Source organism: Ruegeria meonggei (assembly GCF_900172215.1).
Taxonomy (GTDB): domain Bacteria; phylum Pseudomonadota; class Alphaproteobacteria; order Rhodobacterales; family Rhodobacteraceae; genus Ruegeria; species Ruegeria meonggei.
In genome coordinates, this window is record NZ_FWFP01000005.1 from 1 (window position 1) to 12,158 (window position 12,158).

11 protein-coding genes are annotated in these 12,158 nt (G+C 57.9%); 6 read left to right on the forward strand and 5 right to left on the reverse strand.

Annotation, left to right across the window (positions count from 1 at the left end; all coding sequences use genetic code 11):
- Nucleotides 1-402 precede the first annotated feature (402 nt).
- Nucleotides 403-2,604, reverse strand: coding sequence for a catalase/peroxidase HPI (katG, locus tag RUM8411_RS09040; protein WP_085822384.1), 2,202 nt, complete (start codon nt 2,602-2,604; stop codon nt 403-405).
- A gap of 248 nt (nt 2,605-2,852) precedes the next feature.
- Complete coding sequence (locus RUM8411_RS09045; protein WP_085822745.1) at nt 2,853-3,698, reverse strand: SDR family oxidoreductase; 846 nt, start codon at nt 3,696-3,698, stop codon at nt 2,853-2,855.
- Between the two features lie 90 nt (nt 3,699-3,788).
- Here RUM8411_RS09045 and RUM8411_RS09050 point away from each other — a divergent pair, with 90 nt between their 5' ends.
- A complete protein-coding gene (locus RUM8411_RS09050) occupies nt 3,789-4,421 on the forward strand; it encodes a class I SAM-dependent DNA methyltransferase (RefSeq protein WP_085822385.1) in 633 nt (210 codons plus the stop codon).
- A gap of 13 nt (nt 4,422-4,434) precedes the next feature.
- Here RUM8411_RS09050 and RUM8411_RS09055 read toward each other — a convergent pair whose 3' ends face one another.
- Together RUM8411_RS09055 and RUM8411_RS09060 are read right to left on the reverse strand one after the other, a co-directional pair.
- Entirely contained in the window at nt 4,435-5,451 is a 1,017-nt protein-coding gene (locus RUM8411_RS09055; RefSeq protein WP_085822386.1) for a sterol desaturase family protein, read from the reverse strand.
- Nucleotides 5,441-6,196 carry a class II aldolase and adducin N-terminal domain-containing protein gene (locus tag RUM8411_RS09060; RefSeq protein ID WP_085822387.1) on the reverse strand — a complete coding sequence of 252 codons (756 nt, stop codon included), beginning with the start codon at nt 6,194-6,196 and terminating at the stop codon, nt 5,441-5,443. The genes RUM8411_RS09055 and RUM8411_RS09060 overlap by 11 nt, the downstream gene beginning before the upstream one ends.
- A gap of 115 nt (nt 6,197-6,311) precedes the next feature.
- Between RUM8411_RS09060 and RUM8411_RS09065 the strand changes: the two genes are divergently transcribed.
- From RUM8411_RS09065 to RUM8411_RS09080, 4 genes are all read left to right on the forward strand, one after another.
- Nucleotides 6,312-7,187 (forward strand): LysR substrate-binding domain-containing protein, encoded by an 876-nt coding sequence (locus tag RUM8411_RS09065; protein ID WP_085822746.1) that lies wholly within the window; start codon nt 6,312-6,314, stop codon nt 7,185-7,187.
- A gap of 147 nt (nt 7,188-7,334) precedes the next feature.
- Nucleotides 7,335-9,137: an adenine deaminase gene (ade, locus tag RUM8411_RS09070; protein WP_085822388.1), complete on the forward strand. Its 1,803-nt coding sequence runs from the start codon at nt 7,335-7,337 to the stop codon at nt 9,135-9,137.
- Nucleotides 9,134-10,597 carry an AMP nucleosidase gene (locus RUM8411_RS09075; RefSeq protein WP_085822389.1) on the forward strand — a complete coding sequence of 488 codons (1,464 nt, stop codon included), beginning with the start codon at nt 9,134-9,136 and terminating at the stop codon, nt 10,595-10,597. Before ade ends, RUM8411_RS09075 begins: the two co-directional genes overlap by 4 nt.
- A gap of 130 nt (nt 10,598-10,727) precedes the next feature.
- On the forward strand, nt 10,728-11,015 hold the full coding sequence (locus RUM8411_RS09080) for an HU family DNA-binding protein (RefSeq protein ID WP_085822390.1): 288 nt from the start codon (nt 10,728-10,730) through the stop codon (nt 11,013-11,015).
- Between the two features lie 160 nt (nt 11,016-11,175).
- Here RUM8411_RS09080 and RUM8411_RS09085 read toward each other — a convergent pair whose 3' ends face one another.
- A complete protein-coding gene (locus tag RUM8411_RS09085; RefSeq protein ID WP_085822391.1) occupies nt 11,176-11,664 on the reverse strand; it encodes a MarR family winged helix-turn-helix transcriptional regulator in 489 nt (162 codons plus the stop codon).
- 102 nt (nt 11,665-11,766) lie between these two features.
- On the opposite strand from RUM8411_RS09085, the gene RUM8411_RS09090 reads away from it, so the two are divergent.
- Entirely contained in the window at nt 11,767-12,135 is a 369-nt protein-coding gene (locus RUM8411_RS09090) for an antibiotic biosynthesis monooxygenase family protein (protein ID WP_085822392.1), read from the forward strand.
- Nucleotides 12,136-12,158 lie beyond the last annotated feature (23 nt).

A 12,158-nucleotide genomic window follows, 5' to 3' on the forward strand; every position in this document is an offset into this window, starting at 1 on the left:
TCAGCGCGCCCGCCTAATCCATTCCCTAAGATGCCCCCAGTCTCTCCCAGGCGTCCAACCGTCTCTCCGGTCCGTCCGGCCGTCTCTCCGACCCGTCAGCACCACCTCAGCAGCGCCGGTGAAGGGGTATTTACGGATTGGACCCGGGACCTGCAACCCCCATTTTGAAAAAACTTCACATTTCTCGGCAAGTATTTACACATCATAATGAAAACAACACTTTAGCTTAAAATTTACTACTCTAAACCAGTGCCAACCCGCAAAATTTCTTACGTTTACGAGCGCGATTTGTAGCCCACCTCAGGAATCGTACCCAATGCTTGGTATCCCCCAATAACGCAGTGCAAAGAAAACGCCGCCAAGGTTTCCCGTGGCGGCGCAATCAATGTGATGTGTGAACGCTTAATTCAGATCAAACCGATCCGCATTCATCACCTTGTTCCAGGCCGAGACAAAATCGCAGACGAATTTGCCGTCTGCACCTGCCTGACCATAGACCTCGGCCAGCGCCCGAAGTTGCGAATTTGATCCAAAGACCAGATCAACCCGCGTGCCGGTCCATTTGACCGCCCCGCTGGCGCGGTCGCGGCCTTCATAGACGCCGTTGCCCGCAGGCTTCCATTCGGTGCCCATGTCCAGCAGGTTGGTGAAGAAATCGGTGCTGAGCGCGCCGACCCGGTCCGTGAACTCTCCGAATTTCGTGTCGCCGAAGGTTGCACCCATAACCCGGAGACCGCCGACCAGCGCCGTCATTTCCGGTGCCGACAGCATCAGCAGCTGCGCCCTGTCGACCAACAGCTCTTCTGGAGAAATGCTGTAATCCGATTTCTGGTAGTTCCGGAATCCATCTGCAATCGGCTCCATCACCGAGAAGGAGTCCACATCCGTCTGATCCTGCGTCGCGTCCGTGCGGCCCGGAGTGAATGGCACCTGGACGTCGTGACCCGCCGCCTTGGCAGCCTGTTCGACCCCGACCGCGCCGGCCAGAACAATCACATCGGCCAAAGAGACCTGTTTGCTGCCGGGCTGCGCATCGTTGAACGCCATCTGAACGCCTTCCAGCGCATCCAGCGCTTTGGATAGCTTCATCGGCTCGTTCACTTCCCAGCCTTTCTGCGGCGCAAGGCGGAGACGGGCGCCATTGGCCCCGCCACGCTTGTCCGACCCGCGGAAGGTCGAGGCTGAAGCCCAAGCAGTCGACACCAATTCAGACACCGACAGGCCAGCGGCTGCGATCTTGCCCTTCAGATCGGCCACATCCGCGTCATCGATCAGGTCGTGATCCACTGATGGGACATTGTCCTGCCACAGCAGTTCCTCAGCCGGAGCTTCGTCACCGATATAGTTCGAGCGCGGCCCCATATCGCGGTGGGTCAGTTTAAACCAGGCACGGGCAAAGGCGTCGGCGAACTCTGCGGGGTTCTCGTGGAACCGCTTTGAGATCGGCCCATAGATCGGATCCATGCGCATCGCCATATCGGCGGTGGTCATCATGGTTTTGACCTTTTTCGAAGGATCATGCGCCGCCGGGGCCATGTCTTCTTCTTTCACGCCGACAGGTTCCCAGATCCACGCGCCCGAGGGGCTTTTGGTCAGGTTCCAGTCATAGCCAAACAGCAGGTCGAAATAGCCGTTGTCCCATTGGATCGGGTTCGCGGTCCACGCCCCTTCGATACCACTGGTAGTAGTGTCGTCGCCTTTGCCGGAGCCGAACTTGTTGATCCAGCCAAGGCCCATTTCCTCAATCGGGGCGGCCTCGGGTTCCGGCCCAACCAGATCGGGGTCGCCTGCGCCATGTGCCTTACCAAAGGTGTGACCGCCAGCGACCAGAGCGACGGTTTCCTCATCATTCATTGCCATCCGACCAAACGTGTCGCGAATGTCACGACCTGAGGCCAACGCATCCGGTTGCCCGTCCGGGCCTTCGGGGTTCACATAGATCAGGCCCATCTGCACAGCGGCCAGCGGGTTTTCCAGATCGCGTTCGCCCGAGTAACGGCTGTGCGGATTATCAGTCGGGGCCAGCCATTCGGTTTCAGTGCCCCAATAGACGTCTTCTTCGGGTGCCCAGATATCTTCACGGCCACCGGCGAATCCAAAGGTCTCGCCGCCCATGGACTCGATGGCACAGTTACCAGCCAGGATGATCAGGTCAGCCCAGGAAATCTGATTGCCGTATTTCTGTTTGATCGGCCACAGCAGGCGGCGCGCCTTGTCCAGGTTGCCGTTATCCGGCCAGCTGTTGAGCGGCGCGAACCGTTGGTTCCCGGTCGAGGCACCACCGCGGCCATCGGCCGTCCGATACGTTCCGGCGCTGTGCCAGGCCATACGGATGAAAAGGCCACCGTAATGACCATAGTCTGCCGGCCACCAATCTCGCGAATCCGTCATCAGCGCGTACAGGTCTTCCTTCAGCGCTTTCATGTCCAGCTTTTGAAACTCTTCCGCATAGTTGAAATCCTCGCCCATCGGATTCGACGCGGGCGCGTGCTGATGCAGGATGGACAGGTTCAGTTGGTTGGGCCACCAGTCCCGGTTCGACCTTGTGCCTGCACCATGCATGACAGGGCATCCGCCCGTTTTGGGGTTGTCACTTCCGTCCATATCGATCTCCAATCCTGGCTAATTTCCGGCTTGTTCGCACGGTCAAAACTCGGTCAATCAAGACCACAAACAGATGACATTTTTACTCTGCCCGGAAGTGCGGCTGAAACCACCTGTTCAAGGCATTGAGTATCGGCACCTCTTTTGTCTTGTCGCCGCCACTCCTAGCAAATTTAAATCATGCGAAAAAGTTTTGTTTACCGATCATTGCAATAATCAAAACCTATCAACCAAAGGACAACTGCACGCTATGTGTCGCGCATCAGCGCTTCCAGACCAACCCGGTAATTCGGGTACAGCAAGGATACACCCAGTTCTTCCTTGATCCGATCATTTCTGACCCGCTTGTTTTCATTGTAAAAGCTGCGCGCCATCGGGGTCAGGTCAGCCTGATCAAACGGCACGGCCGGAGGCAGAGGCAGGCCCTGTAACTCGGCCGCATAAGCGATCACATCCTGCGGCGGGACGGGTTCGTCATCGCACACATTGTAGACCGCGCCGGGATTTGGCGCCGCCATCGAAGCCGCAAGAACCTGCGCAATGTCGGCAACATGGATACGCGAGAACACCTGACCAGGTTTGACAATGCGCCGCATGCCGACCCGCTTGAGCTTGGAAAACGGGCCGCGCCCCGGGCCATAGATACCGGCCAACCGGAAGATATGCGTTGGCAAATCGGGAACCGCCTGCCATTGCTGCTCGGCCTTCACCCGCCATTTACCGCGTTCGGCCGTTGGTGCGGCCTGTGTGGTCTCATCCACCCAGCCGCCTTGGTGATCGCCATAAACAGCCGTCGTCGACAAATACCCGACCCATTCAAACTGATCCGCGCGCGCAGCGATCTCGTCGTGCAGTGCCGCAAGCACCGGATCACCGTCGGCGTTCGGCGCGGTTGAGATCAGTATATGTGTCACCCCGTCCAGATTCGGCACCTGCCCTGGCCAGACCACAGGATCCGCGCCCGAAGCTCGGATCGTGGCGGATTGGGCCGGGTCCCGCGTGGTGCCGCAGATGCGCCAGCCCTGAGGGTGCAACACATGGGATAAAGCTTGTGCCGAATACCCGTGACCAAAGGAGAAAAGAGTACCTGTCATGATGCCTTTGATGATCTGCAATTCCTGCCAATGCAAGCGTCCGCTCCGGAATACTTGATTCGAATCCCTCAATGCGCCTTTCTTCTAAGCATGAGCCAAAAAACACCCGACCTGCACTCTGCCTACGCGCTGGATTCGCCTGAAGACCACAAGCAGCTTTATGCGGAATGGGCCGGCGACTATGATGAGACCTTTGCCGCACGCGAGGATTACCAGCTCCACATACAAACGGCCCGCGCCTTTGTGGCCGCTGGCGGGCAAGGCCCGGTGCTGGATGTTGGTGCAGGCACCGGTTTATGCGGCGCGGTTCTGGCCGGGCTTGGAGTCGGGCCCATCGATGCCACCGATATCAGCGCCGAAATGCTGGATCAGGCCATGCGCAAGGATATCTACCGTGATGCGATTGTGGCCGATCTGAATCAGGGCATCCCGGTACCACAAGGCAGTTACTCCGGCATCGTCTCGTCCGGCACCTTCACTCATGGCCATCTCGGTCCCGAAGCGCTAACGGCCTTGCTGCGCGTTGCGCGGCCCGGGGCGCAGTTCGCCCTGTCCATCAATGCACAGCACTATGAAAAGCTGGGCTTTGCCGATGCGCTGCACAAGCTGGCGCAGGGCCAGATACAAAATCTGACCCTGTCCGAAGTCCGGATCTACGGCGATCTTGCAGCTGGTCCCAACAGGGATGACACCGCCCTGATCACGATGTTTGAACGGACCTGACAGCCAGAGACGCTCAGGTATACATCTGTTTCTTGTATGCGCGGGTCCGGGTCGTCGCCTCGGCCGATCCGTCGTGATACGTGCCGAACCACTTGTCGAAAGGGATTTCAGACGTGCCATAGTTGCACTCAAAATACCGGTGATGCAGCTGATGAAAAAAGTCACCGGCCCGGGCGGCATCCGCATCACCTACCTTTAGCTTTTCAAACCCGGAATGGGACAAAACCGGGCTGACCTGCTGGAAATAGCTGTGGAACAGCAAGTGCAGCGGATGTGACGGCACGATCAGGTGGATGAAATACGTGGTGAAATAGAACAGGTTTTCATACCAGTGGTTTGAGATCCCCGACCACGGCCCGATATTGACGTTTCGGTGATGCACAGCATGCACATGCTTATAAAGTTTCGGGTGATGCTCCAGCCGATGTACCCAATAGAAATGCAGCCCCGACCACATCGGGATGAACGCTAGCCAAACTAAGCACCAGACCGGCGCACTGGCCCATGTTACGGTGGGCATGTACCCGTTTGCCATCGCCCAGTAGATTCCCCACTGGTAGACAGTTGCTACTGTCATCGCGCTGCCCAACGTCCACCAGATATTGTCCCAGACCTGATTGCGGAAAGTAAACGTGCCGTTGTCGCGGGTCAGGTCGCGGCGGTCAAACTTTTTGTACATGCCCTGTCCCTTGCGCATGTACAGCCACCAATGCAGGCCGCCCGCGACCAGGATCTGCGGCACCATGTTCAGCAGCCAGATGCGAAACATCCAGCCGGGTGCAAAGCTCTGCATTGACTCTAACGCAGGGAAAAACAACGCATAGGCCCCAACCGCCAGCACCAGACACAGCGTCAGGGCGGTGATCTGCAACCACGCACCGCTGTACCATTTCAACACCGCAACCGGGCGCAGCGGCCAGCGGAACAGAGGGTTCAGATTCACCGGCCCCTCGGGGCAGTAATTCCAGCGGGCGGATTCAGGGTCCGGGGTCGCGCCGGTTATTTGGGCAGCCCTTTGATCACGTGGCATAGTCGGACCCGTCGGCATCCAGCAAGGCCTTGATCTCACGCAGGTGAGCACCGGACTGATCGGGATAGTCGTCCAGTTCCTGTGCCGTTTTTTCGGCGATCTCGTCGGACAACACGCGCAAAGGCTGACCGGTTTGCAAGGCGCGGATGTAAGTTTCGGCCGCGCGCTCAAAATAATAAAGCCTGTTAAAGGCATCCGCCGGGTTGCTGCCGATAATCAACACGCCGTGATTGCCCATGATCATGACCTTCTTTTTCGGGTCCGACAGCATCGACGCACAGCGCTCGCCTTCGCTTTCAAAGGCCAAGCCGCCAAACTCCTGATCGACAACATAGCGGTTGAAAAACGTGGCCGTGTTCTGATCGATCGGTGGCAGAGTGCTGTCCGCCAAAGAAGCCAGAACAGTGGCAAAGATCGAATGCACATGCATGACACAGCGCGCATGGGGGCAATGGCGATGAATCGAGCCATGCAGGCCCCAGGCTGTCGGGTCCGGCGCGCCGGGCTGGGACATGACATCTGGGTCATTTGCGTCCAGAAACAACAGGTTTGACGCCGTGATACGCGCGAAATGCATCTGGTTGGCGTTCATCAGGAATTGCGTGCCCTCTTCATTCACCGCCAGGCTGAAATGATTGGCAACGCCCTCATGCATATTCAATCGCTCGGTCCAGCGGAAGGTGGCGGCAAGGTCCACGCGTTCAGGCCAATGGTCGATATTGGGGCGCAAGTTGGCAACACTCATTCCGGACTCCTGTCGGATGGCTGGGTTTGGGAAAACCGTGACTGCGCTGACCAGATTTGACCAACGAAAAAATCGCGGCTATTTCATAAGCTGGACTTATGGCAAGGTTATGCGCATGCAGAAATCGCTTCCGCCGCTGGGTTGGCTGCGCACATTCGAAGCGGCAGCCCGCCACCTGTCCTTTACCGGTGCCGCCCGCGATCTGAACATGACCCAAAGCGCCGTCAGCCAGCAGATCAAATCGCTGGAAGGGTATCTGGGCCAGCCGCTGTTTCAGCGCCGACCCCGCGCCCTGGAACTGACCGAAGCGGGCATCACCTATCTGCCGGTGGTGCGCGAGGCGTTTCGAACGCTGCTCCGCGGCACCCAGGCCATCACGGGGGCGCAGCAGCACGCGGTTCAGGTCCAAAGCAATATCAGCTTTGCAGTCAACTGGCTGGCCCCCCGGCTACCACGGTTTCGCGCCGAGCATCCTGACGTTCAACTCACCATCTCTACCGAGCTTTGGGAGCCCCGTGAAATGGCAGAAGGCGCATCCATCGAAATCCGGTATTCGCTGCGGCCCTCGGATACGGTGCGGACCGAAGTATTGCGGACCGAAGACTATTACCCCGTCTGCGCTCCAGGCTATGACGTGACGCTGGATACGCTGGAGGATCAACCGCTTTTTGACTGCTCGAACCTGCTGTCGAATTGGGCGAATTGGGCAGAAGATCAGGCTCTGAATTGGAGAAATCCACCCATTACCTATTCGACGACCTATCTGGTCAGCCTGTCTGTTGCGATGGCCGGAGGGGGGCTGTGTTTGGCCCATGACACCATCGCGCGGGGCCTGATCGAACAGGGGCGCCTTGTGGCCCCCTTCCCGCATCGCGCGGTGATGCCAGAGGCCTATTACCTATTGCTGTCCCCTCAGGCCGAGGAAACACCGGGTGCGCTGGCCTTTGCCGACTGGCTGCGGCACGAGATGGCGGCAGATACTTTGCACTGATCCCCGGGGATTCTCATGCCCATCGTCCCTGCCCCTTCGGGGTTGTTCCTCTGGCTGGGCCGCGCAGCGCTGACGCGCTGCGTGACGGTTTCATGATAGCGGTCTGGCAGGGGTTGCACCTTCCGGCGCATTTGGGAAAGGTGGGCCATGGAATACACACCCCTCCCCAGCTGGCCCGAAGTTGTCCCCCGTTTGATCGCCGTTGCCGCAGGACGCGAAGCCGCAGATATGGTGATCCGCGGCGGCATCTGGGTGAATGTGCACAGTCGTGAGACCCTGCCTGATCACGACATCGCAATCGCCGCCGGACGCATTGCATTTGTCGGGCCCGATGCCGCGCATTGCGTAGGCCCCGGCACGCAGATCATTGAGGCACGCGGACGCTATATGCTGCCCGGCCTGTGCGATGCGCATATGCACATTGAATCAGGCATGCTGACACCTGCCGAATTTGCCCGCGCAGTGATTCCCCATGGCACCACATCAATGTTCACCGACCCACATGAGATTGCGAATGTCCTGGGCCTGGACGGCGTGCGCATGATGCATGACGAGGCCCTGATGCAGCCGGTGAATATCTTTACCCAGATGCCATCCTGCGCACCTTCTGCTCCGGGTTTGGAAACCACGGGCTATGAAATCACACCCGAAGACGTGGCCGAAGCGATGAACTGGCCCGGCATCATCGGTCTAGGGGAAATGATGAATTTTCCCGGCGTGATCCATGGCGATCCCAAGATGCTGGCCGAGATTGCGGTGACGCAGAGGGCCGGAAAAACGGTGGGCGGACATTATGCTTCGCCGGATTTAGGGCCTGATTTCGCGGCCTATGTGGCAGGCGGGCCGGCCGATGATCACGAAGGCACCTGCGAAGCGGACGCCGTTGCGCGGGTGCGGCAGGGGATGCGCTCGATGATGCGACTGGGCTCGGCCTGGTATGACGTCGAAAGCCAGATCACCGCCGTCACGGAAAAAGGGTTGGACCCGCGGAACTTCATCCTGTGCACGGATGACTGCCATTCGGGCACGCTGGTCAATGATGGGCATATGAATCGCGTCGTGCGGCACGCAATTGCCTGTGGATGCGACCCACTGATTGCGCTGCAGATGGCGACGATCAACACGGCCTCCCATTTCGGGCTGGAGCGCGAGATCGGCTCGATCACGCCGGGGCGGCGGGCAGATGTGATTCTAAGCTCGGACCTGACCGAGTTGCCTGTCGAACTGGTCGTCGCGCGTGGTCAGATCGTGGCCGAGGATGGCGCAATCTCGGTGGAGTGCCCCCACCTGAAATGGCCGGGCACGGCGCGCAACACCGTTCATCTGGGCCACGCGCTGACCGACACCGATTTTGAGATCGCCGCACCCGCCGGAGCCAACCGGGTGCAGGCCAATGTGATCGGCGTCGTCGAAAACCAGGCCCCCACCAAAGCGCTGAAGGCTGAACTGCCCATCATCGGCGGGCTCGTCGAAGGCGAAGATGGGGTGTGCCAGATCGCTTTGGTGGAACGCCATCGCGCGACTGGTGGGGTCACAAACGCCTTTGTCTCGGGGTTCGGGTATGAGGGCAAGATGGCCATGGCTTCGACCGTGGCGCATGACAGCCACCATATGATCGTCGTGGGCACCGACCGTGACCAGATGGCGCTGGCGGCGAACCGACTGGCCGAGGTCGGCGGCGGTATCACCCTTTTCCGCGATGGCCGGGAACTGGCACTGGTGGAGTTGCCGATTGCCGGATTGATGTCCGACAGCCCCGCCACCGAGGTCGCCGCCAAGGCAGATCAGATGGTCGAGGCGATGCAAGCCTGCGGTTGCCAGTTGAACAATGCGTATATGCAGCACTCGCTGCTGGCCTTGGTCGTGATCCCGGAACTTCGGATATCCGACCTTGGGCTGGTGGATGTGCGCACCTTTGAAAAGATCGAGCTTTTGGAACCTCTGGCATGACAATAATAAAGACACCTGACGTCCCGACCCCCGAGAAATTCACAGACCCCGTTGCCGCCGTAGCGCGGCTAGAAGAGCTGTATGAACAGGCAACGCGTTTCCTGTGCGACAGCTTTGCCTATGCGATGGAGCAGGGAACTCCCTCTGAACGATTCAGAGCCTATTACCCGGAAATTCGCATCAAGACCTCGTCTTACGCTCAGGTCGACAGTCGCCTGAGCTTTGGTCATGTATCCGAACCTGGCACCCATGCCACAACGGTAACGCGCCCTGACCTGTTCCGGTCATATCTGACGCAACAAATTGCGCTGCTGATCAAAAACCACGACCAGCCAGTTACAATTGGAGCATCGGATACGCCGATCCCGGTGCATTTCGCCGTGGCCAACAATCCTGATTTGGTCGTCCCGCATCAGGGCGCTGCGGGGTTCACCCTGCGAGATGTTTTTGACGTTCCGGATCTAACCACCACCAACGATGACATCGTCAACGGGGTGCATGACCACGAAGATACGGCCGGACCGCTGTCACTGTTCACCGCTCAAAGGGTGGATTATTCGCTGGCCCGCCTGGCGCATTATACCGCGACCGACCCCAGCCATTTCCAGAACCATGTCTTGTTCACGAACTACCAGTTCTATGTGTCCGAGTTCGAAAACTACGCGCGCGAACAGCTGGCCGACCGCGACAGCGGCTATACCAGCTTTGTTTCGACCGGCAATATCCAGATCACCGCCCCGGATGCTGCTTTGGACCAGCCACTGAAGTTGCCTCAGATGCCGACATACCACCTGAAACGCGCGGATGGGTCGGGGATTACGCTTGTCAATATTGGCGTGGGTCCGTCAAACGCGAAAACGGCCACTGATCATATCGCTGTATTGCGTCCCCATGCGTGGCTGATGGTCGGCCACTGCGCCGGGCTGCGCAACACACAGGCGCTTGGGGATTTTGTACTGGCCCACGCCTATTTGCGCGAAGACAAAGTGCTGGATGACGACCTGCCCGTCTGGGTGCCGATTCCACCGCTGGCCGAGGTTCAGGTGGCATTGGAACATGCCGTGGCCGAGGTGACCGAACTTCAGGGATACGAGCTGAAGCGGATCATGCGCACCGGCACCGTCGCCTCGGTAGATAACCGCAACTGGGAGCTGCGCGATCAGTCCGGCCCGGTTCAGCGGCTCAGCCAGTCGCGTGCGATTGCGCTGGATATGGAAAGCGCGACCATCGCTGCAAATGGCTATCGATTCCGAGTACCTTATGGCACCTTGCTGTGTGTGTCTGATAAGCCCTTGCATGGAGAGTTAAAGCTTCCCGGCATGGCGTCATCCTTCTATACAACACAAGTTAGCCGCCATCTGGCGATCGGAATACGAGCGATGGAACACCTGCGCGGCATGCCGTTAGAGCGCCTGCACAGTCGGAAATTGCGATCTTTCGACGAAACCGCCTTCCTCTGAAGCAAAAAAGCAACGAATTCCCCCTATTTTTGGGGTTTTCGACGCTACTATTCGTTGTGTTCACCCACAATATCCCGTTAAAGTTACGCGGTGAGGCCCAAATTATCGGGCACGTTAAGGAGACCAAGAAATGGCAAAGCCTATGACAAAGACTCAGCTGGTTGCTGCTCTCGCTGAGGAAATGGGAACCGACAAGAAAGCTGCGAACTCTGCGCTGGAGGCCATGACTGGCCTGATCACCCGCGAAGTTTCGGCCGGCGGTGCGGTGACCCTGCCCGGCGTTGGCAAAATCTACTGCCGCGAACGCCCCGAGCGCATGGTGCGCAACCCCGCCACTGGCGAACAGTTCAAGAAAGAAGCTGACAAAGTGGTCAAGATGACCATTGCGAAAGCTCTGAAGGACAGCGTGAACGGCTAATCCCAGCCTTTACGGATAAGCGATTGAGGGCCGCCGTTTGGGGGCCCTTTTTCTTTGAAGTAGTTTGAGTTTCTTTGCAGTGATTGAGTTCATGTGCTCAGCTGAAAAGTGTAGGTCAGCTTCGAGCCCAGAATGACCAATGCAGCAATTTGTATTGGTGTCAGCTTTGAGTAGGGCTATAATCTTGTCGCGTTGAGGCTTCTTCGAGACTTGTTTTGAGACGGTCAACAACATATTGCGCTGTTTCAATATCATCTGGCGACAGGCCTTCCGAGAGTTCATTCACCCATGGGATTTGCCTCGTAATCGCGGCTTCGTACAACTCCTGCCCCTTTCGAGTCATGACAACCAAGTGCGCACGCTTGTGGTGTGGGTTCGGCTGGAACTCCACTATGCCTTCTTTGCTCAATTCATTGATGATCCGTTGTACGCCCTGCCGGTGAACACCCATCGTCCGTGCATGCCAGGCAACGGATTCCGGCCGATCCGAATAAGCAATGGCACCAAGGATCTGCCATCGGGCACTTGTCAGACCGAGTTCTGATACGAGGCGATCACCGGCAAGCTGCAATCGACCGTTCAGCCGAAACACATCCAGTATCAACGCTGTTACGGCTTCTCCTTCTTCGGTCCTTCGCGCGTCCGTCATATCGGCTCCTCATTTTTTTGACAACATATTGTCATTTTGCTTGATGCTTCTTAGATATGACAACACGACACCAAATTGAAGTTGTTTTCAAGGAGTACCGCAATGGTCAGTTTCAAACCCCTCGACCCCGAGTTTCCCATTGAACGGCAATTAGGCATCGACGCTGGACCCATCGTTCTCGTCAATCTCTTCACAGTCGATCCCGTTAACCAAGTCGCCTTGGTAGAAGCTTGGAAGAACGATGCCCAATGGATGAAAATGCAGCCGGGTTACATCAGCACCCAACTGCATAAGGCCATTGGTGACGGCAGCATGTATATGAACTACGCGGTCTGGGACTCCGTCGCGGACTTCCGCGCGGCGTTTTCAAACCCCGAGTTTCAGCAGCAACTCAGCCACTATCCCTCAAGCGCTGTGACCGCACCCCACCTGTTCGAGAAGGTTGCGGTGCCGAATTGCTGCACGGCCTGACGAAATCCTATCCAAAAACCAAT